The 19,254-nt window shown below is 58.7% G+C and carries 24 protein-coding genes; 15 read left to right on the top strand and 9 right to left on the bottom strand.

All coding sequences use genetic code 11. The features are described from left to right. The first annotated feature begins 80 nt into the window (after window positions 1-80). Both GJQ55_RS02315 and GJQ55_RS02310 read left to right on the top strand, forming a co-directional pair. On the top strand, window positions 81-326 hold the full coding sequence (locus tag GJQ55_RS02315) for a hypothetical protein (RefSeq protein WP_228345905.1): 246 nt from the start codon (window positions 81-83) through the stop codon (window positions 324-326). 73 nt (window positions 327-399) lie between these two features. Continuing rightward, entirely contained in the window at window positions 400-1,266 is an 867-nt protein-coding gene (locus GJQ55_RS02310) for a class I SAM-dependent methyltransferase (RefSeq protein WP_228345904.1), read from the top strand. 5 nt (window positions 1,267-1,271) lie between these two features. Here GJQ55_RS02310 and GJQ55_RS02305 read toward each other — a convergent pair whose 3' ends face one another. Both GJQ55_RS02305 and GJQ55_RS02300 read right to left on the bottom strand, forming a co-directional pair. Further along, complete coding sequence (locus GJQ55_RS02305; protein ID WP_228345903.1) at window positions 1,272-2,258, bottom strand: GGDEF domain-containing protein; 987 nt, start codon at window positions 2,256-2,258, stop codon at window positions 1,272-1,274. Next, entirely contained in the window at window positions 2,248-3,174 is a 927-nt protein-coding gene (locus GJQ55_RS02300) for a GGDEF domain-containing protein (RefSeq protein ID WP_228345902.1), read from the bottom strand. The genes GJQ55_RS02305 and GJQ55_RS02300 overlap by 11 nt, the downstream gene beginning before the upstream one ends. 125 nt (window positions 3,175-3,299) lie before the next feature. Here GJQ55_RS02300 and GJQ55_RS02295 point away from each other — a divergent pair, with 125 nt between their 5' ends. From GJQ55_RS02295 to GJQ55_RS13395, 8 genes are read left to right on the top strand one after another with little or no spacing between them, the layout of a single operon-like run. Continuing rightward, window positions 3,300-4,556, top strand: coding sequence for a glutamate-5-semialdehyde dehydrogenase (locus tag GJQ55_RS02295; RefSeq protein ID WP_228345901.1), 1,257 nt, complete (start codon window positions 3,300-3,302; stop codon window positions 4,554-4,556). Further along, window positions 4,537-5,196, top strand: coding sequence for a nicotinate-nucleotide adenylyltransferase (gene nadD / locus GJQ55_RS02290; RefSeq protein WP_228345900.1), 660 nt, complete (start codon window positions 4,537-4,539; stop codon window positions 5,194-5,196). The genes GJQ55_RS02295 and nadD overlap by 20 nt, the downstream gene beginning before the upstream one ends. A 6-nt stretch (window positions 5,197-5,202) precedes the next feature. Beyond that, complete coding sequence (rsfS, locus tag GJQ55_RS02285) at window positions 5,203-5,547, top strand: ribosome silencing factor (RefSeq protein ID WP_228345899.1); 345 nt, start codon at window positions 5,203-5,205, stop codon at window positions 5,545-5,547. Further along, complete coding sequence (gene rlmH / locus GJQ55_RS02280) at window positions 5,544-6,011, top strand: 23S rRNA (pseudouridine(1915)-N(3))-methyltransferase RlmH (RefSeq protein ID WP_228345898.1); 468 nt, start codon at window positions 5,544-5,546, stop codon at window positions 6,009-6,011. Before rsfS ends, rlmH begins: the two co-directional genes overlap by 4 nt. Window positions 6,012-6,018: 7 nt before the next feature. After that, entirely contained in the window at window positions 6,019-7,872 is a 1,854-nt protein-coding gene (gene mrdA / locus GJQ55_RS02275; RefSeq protein WP_228345897.1) for a penicillin-binding protein 2, read from the top strand. Continuing rightward, the gene (rodA, locus tag GJQ55_RS02270; protein WP_228345896.1) at window positions 7,872-9,017 is read left to right on the top strand and encodes a rod shape-determining protein RodA; all 1,146 of its coding nucleotides are present in this window, start codon (window positions 7,872-7,874) and stop codon (window positions 9,015-9,017) included. Before mrdA ends, rodA begins: the two co-directional genes overlap by 1 nt. A gap of 7 nt (window positions 9,018-9,024) precedes the next feature. Continuing rightward, window positions 9,025-10,005 carry a lytic murein transglycosylase B gene (mltB, locus tag GJQ55_RS02265; RefSeq protein ID WP_228345895.1) on the top strand — a complete coding sequence of 327 codons (981 nt, stop codon included), beginning with the start codon at window positions 9,025-9,027 and terminating at the stop codon, window positions 10,003-10,005. Further along, window positions 10,002-10,778 (top strand): septal ring lytic transglycosylase RlpA family protein, encoded by a 777-nt coding sequence (locus GJQ55_RS13395; RefSeq protein WP_275944427.1) that lies wholly within the window; start codon window positions 10,002-10,004, stop codon window positions 10,776-10,778. The genes mltB and GJQ55_RS13395 overlap by 4 nt, the downstream gene beginning before the upstream one ends. 164 nt (window positions 10,779-10,942) lie before the next feature. Here the strand turns inward: GJQ55_RS13395 and ccoM are convergent, their stop codons facing one another. The 6 genes from ccoM to GJQ55_RS02230 all read right to left on the bottom strand — a co-directional run bounded on the left by ccoM (window position 10,943) and on the right by GJQ55_RS02230 (window position 14,290). After that, on the bottom strand, window positions 10,943-11,062 hold the full coding sequence (ccoM, locus tag GJQ55_RS13355; protein WP_275944434.1) for a cytochrome c oxidase subunit CcoM: 120 nt from the start codon (window positions 11,060-11,062) through the stop codon (window positions 10,943-10,945). Between the two features lie 108 nt (window positions 11,063-11,170). After that, window positions 11,171-12,334: a glycosyltransferase family 4 protein gene (locus GJQ55_RS02250; protein ID WP_228345894.1), complete on the bottom strand. Its 1,164-nt coding sequence runs from the start codon at window positions 12,332-12,334 to the stop codon at window positions 11,171-11,173. Window positions 12,335-12,407: 73 nt separating this feature from the next. Next, window positions 12,408-13,109 carry a helix-turn-helix domain-containing protein gene (locus GJQ55_RS02245; RefSeq protein WP_228345893.1) on the bottom strand — a complete coding sequence of 234 codons (702 nt, stop codon included), beginning with the start codon at window positions 13,107-13,109 and terminating at the stop codon, window positions 12,408-12,410. Between the two features lie 197 nt (window positions 13,110-13,306). After that, complete coding sequence (locus GJQ55_RS02240; RefSeq protein ID WP_228345892.1) at window positions 13,307-13,741, bottom strand: CBS domain-containing protein; 435 nt, start codon at window positions 13,739-13,741, stop codon at window positions 13,307-13,309. A gap of 18 nt (window positions 13,742-13,759) precedes the next feature. Continuing rightward, a complete protein-coding gene (locus GJQ55_RS02235; protein ID WP_228345891.1) occupies window positions 13,760-14,011 on the bottom strand; it encodes a DUF4404 family protein in 252 nt (83 codons plus the stop codon). Between the two features lie 78 nt (window positions 14,012-14,089). Then, complete coding sequence (locus tag GJQ55_RS02230; protein ID WP_228345890.1) at window positions 14,090-14,290, bottom strand: DUF2788 domain-containing protein; 201 nt, start codon at window positions 14,288-14,290, stop codon at window positions 14,090-14,092. A 155-nt stretch (window positions 14,291-14,445) separates the two neighbouring features. Here GJQ55_RS02230 and GJQ55_RS02225 point away from each other — a divergent pair, with 155 nt between their 5' ends. The 3 genes from GJQ55_RS02225 (at window position 14,446) to GJQ55_RS02215 (ending at window position 17,090) form a co-directional block, all read left to right on the top strand. Then, complete coding sequence (locus GJQ55_RS02225) at window positions 14,446-15,456, top strand: putative solute-binding protein (RefSeq protein ID WP_228345889.1); 1,011 nt, start codon at window positions 14,446-14,448, stop codon at window positions 15,454-15,456. Between the two features lie 51 nt (window positions 15,457-15,507). Continuing rightward, window positions 15,508-16,620: an NAD(P)/FAD-dependent oxidoreductase gene (locus GJQ55_RS02220; RefSeq protein ID WP_228345888.1), complete on the top strand. Its 1,113-nt coding sequence runs from the start codon at window positions 15,508-15,510 to the stop codon at window positions 16,618-16,620. Between the two features lie 221 nt (window positions 16,621-16,841). Continuing rightward, window positions 16,842-17,090, top strand: a complete 249-nt coding sequence (locus GJQ55_RS02215) for a hypothetical protein (protein ID WP_228345887.1) — start codon at window positions 16,842-16,844, stop codon at window positions 17,088-17,090. A gap of 2 nt (window positions 17,091-17,092) precedes the next feature. Here the strand turns inward: GJQ55_RS02215 and GJQ55_RS02210 are convergent, their stop codons facing one another. Next, a complete protein-coding gene (locus tag GJQ55_RS02210; protein ID WP_228345886.1) occupies window positions 17,093-17,788 on the bottom strand; it encodes a TetR/AcrR family transcriptional regulator in 696 nt (231 codons plus the stop codon). Between the two features lie 192 nt (window positions 17,789-17,980). Between GJQ55_RS02210 and GJQ55_RS02205 the strand changes: the two genes are divergently transcribed. Further along, window positions 17,981-18,433, top strand: a complete 453-nt coding sequence (locus tag GJQ55_RS02205; protein ID WP_228345885.1) for a hypothetical protein — start codon at window positions 17,981-17,983, stop codon at window positions 18,431-18,433. A 59-nt stretch (window positions 18,434-18,492) separates the two neighbouring features. Continuing rightward, window positions 18,493-19,239 carry a DUF481 domain-containing protein gene (locus GJQ55_RS02200; RefSeq protein ID WP_228345884.1) on the top strand — a complete coding sequence of 249 codons (747 nt, stop codon included), beginning with the start codon at window positions 18,493-18,495 and terminating at the stop codon, window positions 19,237-19,239. Window positions 19,240-19,254: the final 15 nt, after the last annotated feature.

Below are 19,254 nucleotides of genomic sequence, written 5' to 3'. Positions count from 1 at the left end.
TTACCCTGTCGTTTAAGATAAAGGCCGCAGTTTATCAGTTTTCTGCAGCGGCGCAGACCGCCGCTGCCACAGGAGTTGGGATGAGTATTATTTTTGCAGTACTGGCCGGTTTTATTATGGGTGGCGGTCTGGTGGGCTGGCAGTTAAGCCGGCGCTGGCAACAACAGGTACGCGAGGCGGAGCAGAGCCTGCAGGCCATTGCTGATCAGCACCAGCAAGAAGTACAGGCCGGCAAAGCGCTGAAGCAGCAGGTCGCTGACCTGCAATTCCAGCTGAATCAGGCCCGTAATGAGGTGCGCGCCCTGCAGCCACCGGCCGGCCGCTGAATAGACATCCGCCGGTCAGCCTTTTATGCTGGCCGGCTTATGCCATGACAACAATAACTAAACAGGCAATTTTATGACCACCAGTCTCTCTGTGGCAGACACCTCTGCCGACACCTCGCGCATCAGCATCAGTGCCCACTACACCGGCTACGTCTGGTACAAACACGGGCTGTCGGCCAGCGCGTTTGTCACGCCTATGGGCCGGCTGGCCAATGCCCTGCTGACCCCGGTTAATGCCCTGCTGAAAGGGTTGGCCGGCGCCCATATTGATACCTTTCTGCTGCAGCGCCATCAGGTTCTGGATCATTTACTGACCGAACTCATTGAACAGGAAGGCGTGGAGCAGATTGTTGAACTGGCGGCGGGGTTATCACCGCGCGGTTACCGCATCAGCGAACGCTACCCGCATGTTACCTATATCGAAACCGATCTGCCCGGTATGGCCGCGCGTAAAGCGGCGCTGCTGCAGCAGTTGCAACGCCCGGACCGGCACCGGGTGCAGGCGTGCAATATTCTGCAGCAGGATGGCCCAGAGTCGTTGCAGGCGGTATTGGGCAGTCTGGATAAACAGCGCAAAACCGTGGTGATTTCTGAAGGTCTGGTGAATTACTTTCCGCTGCCGGTCATCCGCGAGGTCTGGTCACGGCTGGCCAGAGAACTGCATGAATTTCCCACCGGCACCTACCTGACCGATCTGTATCCGGACTTTGCCGACCACCCGTCCTACCGTTATGTGAAATTTGCGCAGAAACTGGTGGGCTTTTTTACCCGCGGCGAGTGGCCGCTGCATTACCCCAGCGATGCGGCCATTCAGGCAGGTTTCGGGCAGGATGGTTTCAGCAAAACCGAAGTGCATGACCCGGCGGCGTATTATGAGCGCCTGAATTTGCCGCGGGCGCGCAGTGCCACGCTGGTGCGGCTGATCCGGGCGCGCACCTGAGGCCGTTATTCGGTAAAGGCCGCCAGCTGCAGGCTGGCGCGCTGTTGCTTCTGTATGCGGGCCAATAAGCGTTTTTCCACATCTCTGGCCTCTTCCCCGGTATGCACCCCCAGCGCCACCGCGCGCAGGGATAATTCGGCAAAGGGTTTCCAGGCGCGTTGCTGCAGGCTGCGTTTTACCCGCTCCATCAGCACAATGGCGTCGTCTTCGTGGCAATCCGGCAACACCAGTACAAACAGGTCATCGTCCAGCCGGAAAATTTCATCGCCGGCCCGGATCAGGCGTTGCGCCGAAGTAACAAAGCGCGGCAGAAACGCGGTCATTTCCCGGCTGCCATGTATATCAATTAACTGCCGGTAATCATCCAGCACCAGAGCAATCAGGCTAACCGACTGACGGGCCGACTGGCCACGGGCTATTTCACGGGTTAAGGCCTGAAAAAAATGCCGCCGGTTATAGGCACCGGAAATGCGGTCGGTCAGCGCCAGTCGTTTCAGCGACCAGCCTTTCAGCAGGGTTAAATAGGCAAAACACCAGGCCGATCCGAGCAACAGACTGAAATTAGCCGCCGTCCGCAAAGCCACCAGAAAACCACGGTCCAGCCATAACATGGCCACCAGAATAATACCCAGCACCCCGCTGATCAGGGTCGCCGCCCGCAAGGGCAGACAAAAGAAACTGAACAACGGCAGCGCGTATAAATAATGCGTCATCTGCAACGGGTAATGGGGCAGCTGATACAGCGCCAGCCCGGCCAGGGTAAAAATAAGCGCGTAATTAATGCGCTCATAACCGCGCTGATCACGTTTCAGGTAGATAAAAATAGCGCTGAACAAAAAGGCCGGAATGGCGATGGCATTGCTCAGCACCAGCGGATAAAGACCCTGCCGGTATTGATCATAAAGCGTCAGTGCCACGGCACAGGCGGCCAGTAAATACACCACCACCTGCAGGCGTGGTAATAACTCTTCCTGGCTCAGATCAATGGTCATGCAAGCCCTCCATCAGGCGGTTGATCAGGCTGTGGGGATCGTCTTCGGCGCGGTATTCTTCCGCATGCACCGGCAAAATTACCGGCGGGGTCTGTCCCGCCAGCGCCTCCAGTAACTGCGTTTTCAGCACCTGCGTATGCTCGGCCGTACTGCGCGGCATCACCACCACAAAATCATCACTGTTTAACCGGTAACAGGCATCGTACTGTCGCAGATGCTTGCGCAGCCGGCTGCCCAGATAGCCAAGCCGCTGTTCGTAATCATCCATATTCAGGCTGTGCCAGGCGTCCGGTGTCGCCACCCCGACCAGCATCAGACTGCTGCGCTGGCGGTCGGCCAGGGTCATTTCTTTATGCAGGTCCAGATACAGCTGATGTTCGTTAAACACCTGGGTCACCGGATCGGTATTAACAATCTCGGCCAGCTGGCGGTTGTTGCGTTCGTTGATCAGGGCATACATCAGGGCAAAGGTGTAGCAGGCGGCATAGGTAAACAACATCTGCAGCCGGCTGTCCTGCTCAAACTGGGTCAGTACCATGGGTACCAGCACAATGCTGTACAGCACATTAAAAATACTGGCGGCGCGGAAGGGAAACAAAAAATAGGTATAGACCGGGACAAAATAAATCCAGTGCGCGACCTGTTCGCTCTGGTGCATACCGAACAACGTAAACACTGATAACAGGCCCACCATAATCCATTCCGGATACGGCGATGAGCGTTTGCGCCGGCGCAACAACATATAACCGGCATACAGCACCAGCCCCAGGGCAAAACCGGCCGCCACCGCGGCAAACCCGTACTGGCCCTCGTGCAGGTCGAGTGCCGCAATAACGCTCAGCCCCAGCGCCGCCAGCAGGCAGTAAATAATTTTTACCTGCAGCACAATCAGGGTGTGAAACTGTGTTTTTTCCATAAAGCGAACCTTGCGCGGCCGTCCCACTAAGCCATTCCGGCGCGGCGGAAGGTCGTGGCGTTATCATTATTGTAGTCGTGTATACTAGCGCACTTTATCCGTTTCCGATGCTTCAGGTGAATCTGATGGATGTCATCCAGTACATGCAAACCCTCGGTCAGAATGCCCGCCAGGCCTCCCGTGCCATGGCCCGCGCTTCCACCCGGGACAAAAACCAGGCGCTGCTGGCCATTGCCGCCGCCATCCGGGCAAACCGTGCCGCTATTATGGCGGCCAATCAGCAGGATATGCAGAATGGCCGCGATAACGGTCTGGATGCCGCCCTGCTCGACCGGCTGGAACTGACCGACAGCCGCATTGACGCCATGATCGAAGGGCTGGAGCAGGTTGCCACGCTGGCCGACCCAGTGGGTGAAATCACCGATCTGAAATACCGCCCCAGCGGTATTCAGGTGGGCAAAATGCGCGTCCCGCTGGGCGTGATCGGCATCATTTACGAAAGCCGCCCCAACGTCACCATTGAAGCCGCCAGCCTGTGTCTGAAATCCGGCAACGCGGCCATTCTGCGCGGCGGTTCCGAAGCCATTGCCGCCAACCGGGCGCTGGCCGAGTGCATCCGCAGCGGCCTGGAAAGCGCCGGTCTGCCGGCCACTGCTGTGCAGGTGGTGGAAACCACCGACCGCGCTGCCGTGGGTGCGCTGATTACCATGCCCGAATACGTTGATGTCATTGTACCGCGCGGCGGCAAAGGCCTGATCGAACGCATCAGCAGCGACGCCCGGGTACCGGTTATCAAGCACCTGGATGGTATCTGCCACGTTTATATCGACGAGCACGCCGATAAGACCAAGGCCATCAATATTGCCATCAATGCCAAAACCCACCGTTACGGCACCTGCAACACCATGGAAACCCTGCTGGTGCACAGCGCCGTTGCCACCACCATTCTGCCGGAACTGGCCGCCGCCTATGCCGGGCTGGGCGTGGAACTGCGCGGCTGTGAGCGCACTTGTGCGGTACTGGCCGGCATCAACAGCGCCATCGAAGAAGACTGGCATACCGAATATCTGGCACCGGTGCTGGCGGTTAAGCTGGTGGATTCCATGGATGAAGCCATTGAGCACATTAACCACTACGGTTCGCACCATACCGACAGCATCATCAGCGAAAATTACAGTCTGGCCCGGCGTTTCCTGACCGAAGTGGATTCCAGCTCGGTAATGATCAACGCCTCCACCCGCTTTGCCGATGGCTTTGAATACGGCCTGGGCGCGGAAATCGGTATTTCCACCGACAAAATCCATGCCCGTGGTCCGGTGGGTCTGGAAGGGCTGACGTCACAGAAATACGTGGTACTGGGTAATGGCGAAATCCGCCAGTAACCTGCAGCCGGCGCCGGGCCCGCACTGGGCCCTGCTGGGCGGTACCTTTGACCCGGTGCATATCGGCCATCTGCGCATCGCCGTGCAGCTGCGCGATCTGGGCTTCGACAAGGTGCTGCTGATTCCCAACCGGATTCCGCCGCACCGGCCGCAACCCCAGGCCAGCGCCGAACAACGGCTGGCCATGCTGCAGCTGGCCTGCACCCGGCTGGATGGTATTGAACCCAGCAGCATTGAACTGGAGCGCGATGACCTCAGCTACAGCGCCATTACCGTGCAGGCCTTGCGCCAGCAACACCCGGGCGTGCGTTTTACCTGGGTGATGGGGCAGGATGCCTGGCAGGGTTTTGAACACTGGTTCCAGCCCCAGAATCTGCTGGAACAGGCCAGCCTGCTGGTGATCAGCCGTCCCGGCAGCCGCCACGTCAGCCACTGGCAGGAACAACAACTGGAACAGCGCGAGTGTAATATCAGCGAATTACTGGCACAAAATGCCGGTCAGATCTGTCTGCACCACTGGCCGGAACTGGATATATCCGCCTCCGACTTGCGCCGCGCTATCCGGCAGGGTGACAATGTCGTCTTTCTGACACCGGACGCGGTGCTGGATTACATCTCTCAACAACAACTCTATCGATAGAATCTGATGCAAACAGAGCAAATGAAAGACCTGGTGATTGACGCCCTGGAAGACCTGAAGGCCCTGAATATCACCGTCCTCGACGTCCGCGGCCGTACCTCCGTCACCGACTGGATGATTATCGCCACCGGTACCTCCAACCGTCATGTCGCCGCCGTAGCCGGTAATGTGGAAGAAAAAGCCAAAGCCGCCGGCCTGCGTCCGCACGGCACCGAAGGCCGGGCGTCGTCCGACTGGGTGCTGATCGACCTGATCGACGTAGTGGTCCACGTTATGACCGATCAGGCCCGTCACTTCTACGACCTTGAACGCCTGTGGGGTGAACCCGGTAGCGGAACCACCGAGGCATGAAACTGCGCCTGCTGGCGGTAGGCCATAAAATGCCGGCCTGGGTTGAGCAGGGCTATGCAGAATATGCCAAACGCCTGCCGGCTGACTGCGCGCTGGAACTGGTCGAAATCGCGCCCGGCCACCGGGCCAAAAACACCAGCAAAGAGAAAGCCATGCAGCAGGAAGCCGACGCCTTGCGTAAGGCCATCCGCCCGCAGGATTTTGTGGTCGCGCTGGATGTGAAAGGCCACGCCTGGAGCACCGAGCAGCTGGCGCAACAGCTGGATGGCTGGCGTATGCAGGGCGGCGATGTCGCACTGCTGATTGGCGGCCCCGATGGCATGACACCAGAATTGCTCACACTGGCGCGTCAGCGCTGGTCATTATCGGCTCTTACCCTGCCGCATCCGCTGGTGCGTGTACTGCTGGCCGAACAGCTGTACCGTGCCTGGAGCATCCTGCAGGGCCATCCTTACCATAAGTGAGCCGACCATGTGGGAGCATTCATTCCGAGATCCACGCCAGGAGCGCCGCCTGTTCCGCTCCCGCGCCATTATCCTGGGCCTGGTTATCTTTCTGCTGCTGTGCGGTCTGGCCTGGCGTATGGCTTACCTGCAGATTACCCTGCACGAAAAATACCGCGACCTGTCGGAAAACAACCGCATGCAGTTGCGGCCGGTGTCGCCTAACCGCGGCCTGATTTACGACCGCAACGGTGTCTTGCTGGCTGAAAACATCCCCTCGTACAGCCTTACCCTGACCCCGGAGCGGGCTCAGGATCAACAACATACACTGACCTTTCTGAATGAACTGATCGGCTTCAGCGAGCGCGAATGGGAACAGATTGAAACCCGCCTCAGCCAGCGCCGCCGGCCATTTGAACCCATTGTGCTGAAACACCGTCTGAGCGAAGAAGAAATCGCCAGCATTATGGTGAACCGCAACTTTATGCCCGGTATCGATGTGGAAGCCCAGCTGGTGCGCCACTATCCGCATGGTGAAGATTTCGCCCATGTACTGGGTTACGTTGGCCGCATCAACCAGCAGGAACAAAACCAGCTCGACCTGGATCCGGAGGCCAAGCGCCGCTACAGCGCCACCCGCTTTATCGGTAAAACCGGGGCCGAAAAACGCTACGAAGATATCCTGCACGGGGAAGTGGGTTACGAAAAAGTCGAAACCAACGCCCGGGGCCGGGTTATCCGGGTTATCGAACGGCAGGATCCGGCTCCCGGTGAAGACATTACCCTGCATCTGGATATCCGCCTGCAGCAGCTGGCCCGCAAAGAAATGCAGGGCATGCGCGGCGGTCTGGTGGCCATTGATATCGAAACCGGCGGCATTCTCAGCCTCTACAGCAACCCCAGCTTTGACCCCAACCTCTTTGTAACCGGCATTTCCCACGCCGACTACGCCGCCCTGCGCGACAATCTGGATCTGCCGCTGTTTGACCGCACCACCCGCGGCCAATACCCGCCGGCGTCGACCTTAAAACCCTTTGTCGGGCTGGCGTTTCTGGAATCCGGCAGCACCAGCTGGAGTGAAACCATTACCGACCACGGCTGGTATCAGCTGCCCAATGACGAGCGTATTTACCGCGACTGGAAACGCACCGGCCACGGACTGGTGAACATGGAGCGGGCCATGGTGGAATCCTGCGATACCTACTTTTATGAAATGGCTGTGCGTGCCGGTATCGACAATATCTCGCCGTTTCTGGCGCAGTTTGGTTTCGGCCGTAATATGACGCTGGATATCCCCAACGCCCTGCCGGGCCTGTTGCCTGACCGCGACTGGAAACGTGGCCGCCACGGCAACTTCTGGTTTGCCGGTGATACCGTCAACCTGGGCATTGGCCAGGGCTATATGCTGGTCACGCCACTGCAGCTGGCCACCGCCACGGCGGTGCTGGGTAACCGCGGTAAATGGCAGATCCCGCGTCTGATTTATGCACAGGGCGAACAGCCGGTAGAAGTGGCGCACGGCGATATTGCCGACATTCAGCTGAAAGCCCCGCGCGACTGGGACCGCATGACCACCGCCATGGAAAAAGTGATTACCGACCTGCGCGGTACCGCCCACCGCCTGCATCAGCGCCGCACCTACAGCATCGCCGCCAAAACCGGTACGGCGCAGGTGGTCGGCATCAAGCAGGATGAAGAATACGACTCGGAAGCCCTGAAAGAACGACTGCGCGACCACGCGCTGTTTATTGCCTACGCACCGGCAGACAACCCTAAAATCGCGGTCGCGGTGGTGATTGAAAACGGTGAATCCGCCGCCCGCACCGCCGGCCCGGTGGCGCAAAGCATTATTTATGAATACCTCGGAGGCGCAGAGGGCTGATGGCCAATAAAGATTTCAGCCGCACCATTAATGACAGCCAGGGTGGCAGTGGCTTCAGCCGCAGCAGCGCCCTGTTTGCCCGCGCTCATCTGGATCTGCCGCTGCTGTTGCTGTTGCTGTTGCTGGCCGCCAGTGGCCTGCTGATTCTGTACAGCGGCAGTGGCCGCAGCATTGAGATGGTTGAACGGCAGGCGTTGCATTATTTACTGGGTTTCGGCGTGTTACTGGCCGCTGCGCAGTTTCCGCCGCGCTTCTATCAACAACTGGCCCCCTTTGCTTACAGCCTCGGCGTGGTGCTGCTGGCCGGGGTGTTGCTGTTCGGGGTCGGCGCCAAAGGCGCCCAGCGCTGGCTGGAGTTGCCCGGCCTGCCGCGCTTCCAGCCGTCCGAACTGATGAAACTGGCACTGCCGATCATGGTGGCCTGGTATATGGCCAAACGGCCGGTACCGCCCAAACTCAGTGACATTATCAAGGCCATCATCATCCTGATGATGCCGGTGGTGATGATTCTGAAACAGCCCGATCTCGGCACCTCCATTCTGATTGCCACCGCCGGTCTGCTGGTGGTGTTTTTTGCCGGCATGTCATGGCGGCTGATTTTTTCCCTGGCCACGCTGGTGGCTGCCGCTGCGCCGGTGATGTGGTTGTTCGTGATGCGCGATTACCAGAAACAGCGGGTGCTGACCTTTCTGAACCCGGAATCCGATCCGCTGGGTTCCGGCTGGAATATTATTCAGTCAAAAACGGCCATTGGCTCGGGCGGTATTGAAGGTAAAGGCTGGCTGCAGGGTACGCAGTCACAGCTGGAATTTTTACCGGAAAGTCACACCGATTTTATTATTGCCGTACTGGCAGAAGAATTAGGCTTAATCGGTGTGCTGCTGCTGCTGACGCTGTACTTTTTTATCATCATGCGCTGCCTTTACCTTTCTTCGCGCTGTGAAACTTTATTCGCCCGGCTGGTGTCCGGTAGTCTGGCGGTAACTTTTTTCATTTACGTGTTCGTCAACATCGGCATGGTCAGTGGCATCCTGCCGGTGGTCGGCGTACCGTTACCATTAGTGAGTTACGGCGGTACCTCGGTGATCAGCCTGCTAGCTGCTTTCGGGGTGATAATGTCGATGGTGACACACAATAAACACTAGGATTCTGATGATGCATTCTGTTCGTACATGGCTGTTACAGGCAGGGCTGAGCATTACCCTGATTACCCCGCTGCCGGCTCTGGCCTATTACCACCAACACCCGCGGGCAGAAGAATTTATTGCCGAAGCCAGTGCGGAATACAATATTGAGGCCGCCGAAATCCGCTCCTGGCTGGCCCGCACCGAGCGGCTGGATTCGGTGCTGGAAGCCATTGCGCGGCCCGCTGAAAAAGTAAAAGAGTGGGACGAATATCAGGATATTTTCCTGACCCGGAAACGGATCAGCTCTGGCCGTGCCTTTCTGCAGGAACACGCAGCCATTCTGGATGCGGCGGAACAGCAGACCGGCGTAGACAAACACATTATTGCCGCCATTATCGGGGTGGAAACCTTCTACGGTACCCGCCAGGGCAGTTACCGCGTGCTCGACTCGCTGGCCACGCTGGCTTTTGATTACCCCAAACGGCCGCTGTTCTGGCGCGAGCTGAAAGCCTTTTTTGCCCTCACCCGCACCGAACAGCTGGACCCGGACAGCATCAAAGGCTCCTATGCCGGCGCCATGGGTTATGGCCAGTTTATTCCCACCAGTTACCTGCATTACGCCGTTGATGGCGACGGTGACGGCAAGCGTGATTTATGGGGCAACCCGGCCGACGCCATTTTCAGCGTGGCCAACTATTTCAAACGTCATGGCTGGAAAAATGGCGAGCCGGTTACTCAGCGCGTGCGGGTCAAGGGCAACGACTATCAGGCCGTGGTTAATGACCAGCTGAAGCCCAAATGGACCGTAGCCGAACTGCGCGCCCTGGGCGTCATACCCACGCACAATCAGGGTGCCGACAGCCGCAGCGCCAACCTGATTCAGCTGCAGGGTAAAAAAGGCGCCGAGTTCTGGCTGGGGGAACATAATTTTTATGTCATTACCCGCTATAACCACAGCCGTATGTACGCGATGGCGGTGTACCAGCTGAGCGAGGCTCTGCGTTGAAAAGCCTGGCCCTGCTGCTGAGCATTACGCTGGTACTGGCCGGATGTTCCAGCACCCCGTCACGCTACCAGCACCGCCAGGATTTCACCCCGCGGCCAATCAGCGATGTGCACAGCCTGCCGGAACCCACACCGAAGGCCGAGCCACGCAGTGCCATGGGCAATCCGGTCAGCTACCGGGTGTTCGGCAAAGAATATCGTCTGCTGCCAACGGCAGAAGACTACCGCGAACGCGGCCAGGCGTCCTGGTATGGCATGAAGTTTCACGGCCATACCACGTCCAATGGTGAAATTTACGACGTTTACCAGTTTACCGCGGCCCATAAAACCCTGCCCATTCCCAGCTATGTGCGGGTAACCCGGCTGGATAACGGTAAATCGGTGGTGGTGCGGGTCAACGACCGCGGGCCGTTTCATGGCGGACGGATTATTGATCTGTCCTATGCCGCAGCAGTCAAGCTGGGCATGGAACGTCAGGGGGTGGCGGACGTTGAAGTTGAAGTGATCAGCCCGGCGCAACCCAAAGCCGAGCGCTGGGTACAGGTTAGTGCCTTACGCGATGCCGAAGCCGCCAAACGCCTGCAGCAGCAATTACAGCAACGGCTGCAGGATGCCGGCTGGACCGTAAGTATCAGCCCCAGCGCCGATCCGGCGCCGTTGCACCGGGTACGCATAGGCCCGGTGCCTGAGGGCGACGCCCTGCAACAGCTGTTACAGGAATTACAGCCCCTGAACCTCGGCCAGCCGTTATTGCTGGCCCGTCATCAACTCTGATACGGCCACCGGATCAGGGCAAACTACTCCGCCGGAACAGGCAGTAAACAACGGCTGAGAAGAAAAACAGCGGAATAAAAAAAGGGGCATGACCATCAGATCAGCCCCAGAGGCAAGGTACTCAACGCAAAATCGGGTGCCCCTTACGGAGCGGAAAAGACGGCTTATTCGCCAGTGCCGTGCTTCTCAATATCTTTTTTAACAGCCCAGTACACACCACCGAAAAAGGCGCAGGTCAGGCCGACAATAATCAATCCGGAAAAAACCACTTCATCCATAAACATAGTGCTCACCTCTCAAGCCGGTTGCTTGGGTCATTGTTCTGATGCATTCAATGTAGCAGTGACTGGCCGGTCGCCCTTGATTCAAATCAACAATTTTTTCAGGGATATTCAGGAGCGCAACAGGGGTTGATGCAGGTCAACTTCTGCCCCCTGCCGCTGCAACAGGGTCTGACACAGTTGCTCAAATTGCCGCCCGACGCTGGCCCAGTCGGCCTGCTCTGCCGCCTGCCGGGCGGCCTCTGCGGTGGTTGCAGAACGCTGCTCTAACAAGCGCCGGACGGCGGCGGTAAAGGCCGCCTCATCCGCCACCGGCGCCAGTTCGCCACTGACCCCGGGGCGGATAAACGAACGCGCTGCCGCCATGTCAAAGGCGGCCACCGGTAAGCCGCTGGCCATGGCTTCCAGCGTCACCAGGCCAAAGGTTTCGGTAAGGCTGGGGAACACAAATACATCGGCCGAGGCGTAATGCTGTGCCAGAGCACTGCCGGTTTGCACCCCAGCACAAATCAGCTGTGGATACTGACGGGTCAGCGTCTCCCGCAGCGGGCCGTCGCCCACCAACACCAACTGCAGATCCGGCCATTCGGCCCGCAATGCCTGCCAGCTGCGCACCGCCAGCGGAATGTTCTTCTCCGCCGCCAGGCGACCGACAAACAACAACACCGGCGTATCCGGGCCGGCTTGCCACTGCTGGCGTAAATCATCACGGCGATGACCGGGGTGAAAGCGCTCGCTGTCGACCCCGTGTGGCAACACCACCACCCGTTCAAAACCATCCTGCCGCAGGCTGGTGGCAATATCGGCAGCGGGTACCAGCGTTACGGCGGTGCGGTTATGAAAACGCCGCAACCAGCCCAGCACCCACTGCTGTACCCAGCCAAAGCCGTAATAACCGCTGTAACGGTGGAAATTGGTGTGAAAGGCGCTGAGCACCGGAATATTCAGCCGCTCGGCCTGCCGCAGCGCGGAATAGCCCAGCGGGCCTTCGGTGGCGATATACACCAGATCCGGGCGCTGGCGCTGCCAGGCGTTACGGATACGCCGGCCAGCCGGCAAGCCGGGGTGCACATCGGGGTAAAAGGGAAGGGTCAGACCCGGGCAATGAATTTCTTCAAACTCTGGTTGCCAGGGCTGGCGTGGCCGGGTGCGGATAATCTGCACCGCAAAGCGTCCGGCCGGTAAGGCCTGCAGCAATTGCTGTAACGAGGTGGCAACGCCGTTGATATCCGGCAAAAAAGTTTCAGTTACTACGGCCAGGCGGATTACAGTCATCGTCGGAAGGCACCAGAAGCATCAGAGCTTCAGTGTGCCGCCCCGGCGATGACAGAATGATGACGGCGGTGGCTCAGTGTTGGCCGGATTCCGCCAGCTTGGCCAGCCGGTAGCGCAGCTGCCGTGGTGTCAGCCCCATCACCCGGGCGGCCATGGTTTTGTTGCCATTGCACTTGTCGATGGCGGCCTGAATCTCATCCAGCTCATTGGCCTGTACCCGCTGGTACGGCCGGGCATACAGGGTTTTGAAGTTCGGCACCACCTGGGTCGCCAGCATGTGGGCAATCTGACCACCCAGAAAGCTGACCAGACTGAGATCCATGTACTGCGGATGACGGCTGCGCAAATCCAGTACCAGTGACGCCACCACGGCCTGCCGCAACACCAGCGGCACCAGCAGACAACGATCAGCCAGCCCCAGGCTGTCACGTTGCGGCTCGAAGAACTCCGGCCGCTCGCTGCCTTCTTTAATGACCAGCCACTCGCGGGACTGCGACTGCCGGCATAACGCGTGCTGTACCGCAAAGCTGTACACCCCGTTACGGATGCCGGTCGAGCAAAACTGGGCTTTAAAGCGCCCGGGTGCATCGGGTAACGCCACCGATACATTGGTCAGGCCGGATTGCTCAGCAATCAGACACAATAACTGCTGAATACAATCTTCGTCGTGATAACGGCTTTCGATAATGTCAGTCAGGCTGTGCAACCAACCCGGAGCCGGCGCTGGCACCACCGGTGGCTGACGGTAATCCTGAAAATCGGCAATTTTGTACATAGGCAGTTCCTCCTGACTTCAGTATTAGCAGGGAACGTACCAATTTTGAAAAATCCGCGAGAACAGCGGCGAGGGCCCGTCATTACTGGCCTGAGCGATCAGCAACCGGAATAACAGAGACTGGGAATGTGCATCAAAACAAGACATTCCGGACAATTAGCGCACTCAAATGGTGCAACCCACTGCCCGGAATTCAATCAGGCGCTTTCCGGATCATCGTCCGGCAGATACTCATGGCGCAGCCACTGCGCAAAGGCTCGGCAGGCGTCCTGACTGGTCAGAATGCCGGCCAGACGATCATGGCGCAGCACCAGTACCGCATTCAGATGCTGGTCAGCCATGCCCTGCAAGACCACGTCCAGACGGGTATGCAGATCCACCTGCGGTACCTGCCGGCGACACAGATCACCGGCGGTCAGCTCGGTCAGTTCACGGGCTGAATGACCGGGCTGCAAGGCCAGTTTGATATCTTCACTGGTCAGCAGACCGCTGATTTCGTGTCCGTTCATGACCGGTAAATGATGACACTGATGCGCATCCATCAGGGCGGCTGCCTGATTCAGGGGCATGTCCTCATCCGCGTGCAGCGGAAAAGCGGTCATCACATCGGACAATAATGGCATGTGGCGCATGGCTGGCCTCCCGGCGTCTCAGACGCCAATACGACCCAGAGTATCGACAATCTGACGCAGTACGCCGGCCAGGGTCGGGTGCTCCTGTTCAAACCGCACCGCCTGCTCCTGTACCCGTTCACTCAGGTCAGTCTGCTGGTCCGGTTGCAGTTCATCAATGTCAGCGGCAATCCGCTGCAGCAGTGCCTGGCTTTCGCTGTCCAGTTGCGGATGTTCAGCCAGGGTGGCGTGCAGTTGTTGCAGCTGTTGTTTCAGTTGTTGTTCGGCCATGATATTTCCTCGTTACGGTCCGCTGCAGTGTAACAACGGCGCTCAGCAATGCACTAATCCAGGTCAACAGAGCGCGGCTCAGAATTCCCAGAATTCCACCAGCACGGTTTTGATAATAAACCCCAGCACGCCCAGGCCCAGGGCAAAAAACAGCACGAACATACCGAACTTACCGGCATTCGAGCGTTTGCCCAGATCGTAAATAATAAAAAACATAAACCCGATCAGCACGGTAATGCCGATGTTCAGCGCCAGACTTTCAAACTGGGCGGCGTTCATAATTCTCTCCCGCAGGAATCAGCTCAGGCCGCTATGGTACTCAGCGCCGCCGGTACTGGCCAGCAACGGTTGCAGCGTAATACCGGCGGGGTATGATGACGGCGCATTCTCAAACAGGCTGCCTGCAGCCAACAATAACAATAAGAGGTTCCATCATGGCCAGATTCTTTCTGCCTGCCCTGCTGCTGTGGCTGGCGTTCAGCGCTGTCAGCCAGGCCCAGACCGGCCTGCCGGTCCGCACACTCTGTATTTTCGATCCGGTCGGCGCCCGCGGCCCGGTTTATAACGCCCTGCTGGATTACCAGACCAACGCCATGAACTGGGGCGTACAGCTGAACCTGAAAGCCTACACCAACGAAGCCGTGGTCATTGCCGACTACAGCGCCGGCCATTGTGACGCCATGGGTGTCACCGGCACCCGGGTAAGGCCGTACAACCGTTTTACCGCCAGCATTGAAGCGCTGGGCGGCCTGACCAGCTACCAGCAGGTACAGGAGCTGATCGGCATGCTATCCAAACCCCAGGCAGCCCGCTATATGGTGCAGGATAACCATGAAGTTGCCGCGGTTATGCCGGGCGGTTCGGTCTATGTGTTTGTGCGTGACAAAGCCATTAATTCGGTCGAAGCCGCCGCGGGTAAACGCATTGCCACGCTCGATTACGACCAGGCTTCGGTCAAGGTGGTGGAACACATCGGCGCCACCATGGTGCCCTCCAGTGTCGCCACCTTTGCACCGCGCTTTAATAACGGCGATGTCGATATTGCTTACGCGCCGGCCGTGGCCTACCAGCCCTTTGAAATGTACAAAGGCTTAGGGGAGCAGGGGGCGATTTACCGCTTCAGTCTGGCGCAGATGAATTTTCAGCTGGTGCTGCACCGCGATCGTTTCCCGGCTGATTTCGGCCAGCAAAGCCGCGAATTCGCCTTCCGGCATTTTGATAAAGCCATGGCGCACATCCGTCAGGCTGAGGCCGGTATTCCGGAGCACTACTGGCTCGACCTGCCAGAAAAAATGGCACTGGATTATCAGGAAATGCTGCGCAATATCCGTATCAGCCTGACCGGCGCCGAGGTTTACGATGCCCGGATGATGCGTCTGATGCTGAAACTACGCTGTCGCAGCAACCCCGGCCATCATGAATGTACGGAGCAGCGCGAAGGCTGAACGACGGTATTTGCTTTACAATCGGGCCAGACAATCTGATCACGGCCCGTTATGAGCAACGATTTTGACTTCTGCATCGCCGGTGGCGGGGTTATTGGCCTCGCCCTTGCCTACCGTCTCAGCCAGCAGGGCAGCGTGCTGCTGCTGGAACGCCACGCCCGCTTCGGCAGTGAAACCAGCAGCCGTAACAGCGAGGTGATTCACGCCGGGCTGTATTACCAGCCCGGTTCGTTAAAAGAGCAGCTGTGCCTGGCCGGTAAGCCAGCGCTCTATGCATTTTGTGAACAGCACGACGTGCCCCATCGCCGCATCGGCAAACTCATCATCGCCCCCGCTGCCGACACCCCCAAACTGGATGAGCTGTGGCATAAAGGCGAACGTCTCGGCATTCCGCTGGAGCGGCTGAATCAGGCGCAATTGCAGGAACGCGAACCACTGGTGCGCGGAGCGGCGGCGCTGTGGTCACCCTCCACCGGCATTATCGACAGCCATACCTACATGCAGCGGCTGGCCCAGCTGGCCCAGATCAATGAAGCCTTACTGCTCTGTCATTCCAGCGTGCGCCGTGCTGAACCAACCGACCGCGGCTGGCAGGTGACCATTGACAGCAGCGATGGTGAGGTGAACATCCGTTGCGGTGCACTGATCAACGCCGCCGGGCTGCAGGCCCAGAATCTGGCGCGCCAGCTGCAGCTGGCAGAGGACAATATTCCGGCCCTCTACCCCTGCCGCGGTCACTACTTCAGTTACCAGGCCAAAGCCCCGTTCCGGCATTTAATTTACCCCTTACCGGAAGCCAATATGGCCGGCCTGGGCATTCACGCCACGCTGGATCTGGGCGGCCAGGTGCGGTTCGGGCCGGACACTCAATATCTGGCGGCCGGCCAGCTGGACGATTACCGCGTCGATGCCGCTCTGCAGAGCCGTTTTGCCGAAGCCATCCGCGCCTATTTCCCGCAACTGGATCCGGCGGCCCTGCAACCGGATTACGCCGGCATCCGCCCCAAACTGCACGCCGCCGACCAACCTGCGGCGGACTTCTGCGTGCTGCACCGGCAGCAGCCGGCACCGGTGATGCATTTATTCGGCATTGAGAGCCCCGGCCTGACGGCATCACTGGCACTGGCGGCCCGGGTGGCTGACGTTTTCAGCACAACGCTCTGAATGGCGAAACCATATCAGGTCACAGGCTTCCTGCGGCACCAGCGCCTGATTGACACAATGGTTCTGAATGGCAGTTTTCAGAAACAAAACCTGTACATTTGTTCACCATAAAACCACGTGCTGAACGCTGCACTCTGAAAACACCTGCTATTCTCATCTCAGACAAAAGACTTAGTGAGTCATCCCCAATCCAGCCGGAATACGCTCAGAGGAATACCAGTATGCAACACCCCTTGCCGGTTGCCCCGTATTCATACCAGACCGGAAATGTCGTTACCCTGCTGTCCGACCGGGTGATGATTCCCATCACCTGCGACCATTGCCAGCAGCAGACAGACGTCAGCCTCGGGCGGCTGAAACAGCAGACGATATTCTGCCGGCACTGCCACCAGGCCCGCCAATTCAGCAGCCTGGAATTGCGCCTGATGCGGATGCTGCTGGCGCAGGAAGGCTATCATTTCGCGCTGTAAGGTTACTCCGCCGGTGGCGGCAAGATAAGGCTCAGATACTGGCGGGTAATGGCTTCAATCCGGGCCAGCTCCACCTCGCCTTCATCCTGCAGCAAGGCGTTGTATTCCAGCGTGTGAAATAACCCCAGTAAAATTTCCGCATCCGCCTGTGGCTGTGCCGACGGCAGAATATGGCGGAAAAAATCCGTGGCTTTATCCAGCAGAGCCTGCCGGTGCAACAGAGCCAGCCGGCGGATAGCCGGGTTAATAATGGCTTCGTAGCGGAAAGCCTGCTCGGCAATGCGCAGGTCGCGTTGTTCCAGCAACTGATGGCGCATATAGGTCATTACCTGCGTCACCATAAAATTCTGCACCGCTTGCCGGTCCGGGCCATCGGCAGCAGCGGTGCGCAGCCAGGGCTGATCAAAGCGCCGGGTTAAATCATCCACGTCCAGCAAGGCTTTTTCGGTATAGAGGGTAAAGGTATCGACAATCAGCTCGTCGATGTCGCGGAAATAATAGGTGGTGGCGGCCAGCGGCACCTCGGCCTCAGCCGCCACGGCCCGGTGACGGATACCGCGCACACCATCACGCACCACAATACGCAACGCAGCTTCCAGAATCAGCCGGCGCCGGTGTTCACTCTTGGCCCGGCTGGCTTTACGGCCATGGTATTGAAGGTCCTGCGGATCATTGGTCAGTTCCGGCGCTGACGCCATATTGCTCTCCTGCTTGTTATTCTGACGGCGGCCGGCAGTTTACCATCCTTATTCCGGCCACGGCCTGCTGCTATAGCGGCCAATGCTTGCCGCACACACCGCGGTCAACGGCGGCAAATACCCTGCTGGCGTGGCTTGCTGAGGGTTGGCACAGCCCCTGCATAGAGACTGCCAGTTACCGGAGTTTCTTCTATGCTCAGCGCCCTCAGTCATTATCTGCAACATCTGCCCCTGCCGAATCAGGACAGCCCGCGTGCGGCAGCGGCCTCCGGGGTAACCGCTCCCGCGGCAGAAGAACCGGCGGATACTTCGCCGGGCGCTTATGCCCCATCGGCCCGGGCGGTGCTGGTCAGTGCGGTAGCGGCGGATTTCAATGTGCGCGCCCTGCGCGGTGAAGAGGTCGGCCATCTGCAGAACAAACTGCTGCAATTCGGCCTGCTCGATGGCCGCGGACTGGATGCCTTTGCCAGCCTGAATACCGCCCGCGCCGATCTGCCGGAAGGGCAACGACTGGATGCCGTACAGACACTGGATGATCTGGCACTGCAGTTTGAAGAGCGCCGCACCCCCTACTCAGAACGCCAGCAAATCGGCCGTTTACAGACCCTGCTGCACAACCTCGACTCGGCCCGCCAGACGCACTGACCCGGCAAGCCTGGCTTTTTAAGGTACAATACGGCCTTTTTACGCCACCGGAGAACACTGTGCAGTTTGCAAAAGTGCTGTTATTGCTCGGCCTGAGCACCCCCGTCCTTGCCATCTCCAACATCGAAGAACGCCGCCTGCAGAAAGATCAGCAAGGCTTTGCCGGCCGCGTGGAACTGGGGCTGGATGCCCAGGCCGGTAACAATGAAAAACGCAAATGGTCGGCGGCACTGAACGGTAACTGGCAAAATGACCAGTACCGGGTGTTCAGCTGGGCCAGCCGGTTGCACGAAACCAGTAACGGCCGGCGCACCGATGACGACACCTTTTTTCATACCCGGGTGGTCCGCAACCATCGCCGGCACTGGGCGCAGGAAGCCTTTGTCCAGTACGAACGCGATCCCTTCGCCGCATTATCCTCCCGCGCCCTAACCGGGGCCGGGCTGCGTTATCAGCAAAAACTGGACGACAACCTGCTGTGGAGCCAAGGTACCGGGCTGTTCCATGAATGGGTGCGGGAAGAAGAAGCCAGTGGCGAGCAAAGTGACCAGCTCACCCGCCTGAATCTGTACACTCACCTGCAGTGGCAGCTGCCGGCGGTTAAATTACAGACCACGCTGTATTTCCAGCCGGTGGTGGATGAACCTGCCGATCAGCGCGCCCTGTGGCAACTGGCCGCCAGCATTCCGCTGGGTAGCCAGGTAGAGCTGAAGTGGCAATGGCAGAGCCGCTGGGACAGCCGCCCGCCGCAGGGTATTGAAAAAGAAAACCATCAGACCCAACTGCGGCTGGGGATTAATTTCTGAACCGGCCCGCCACTG

The organism is Venatoribacter cucullus, assembly GCF_016132445.1.
Taxonomy (GTDB): Bacteria; Pseudomonadota; Gammaproteobacteria; order Pseudomonadales; family Oceanobacteraceae; genus Venatoribacter; species Venatoribacter cucullus.
The sequence above is the reverse complement of the archived record's forward strand: the minus strand, read 5'-3'. Positions and strand labels throughout refer to the sequence as shown.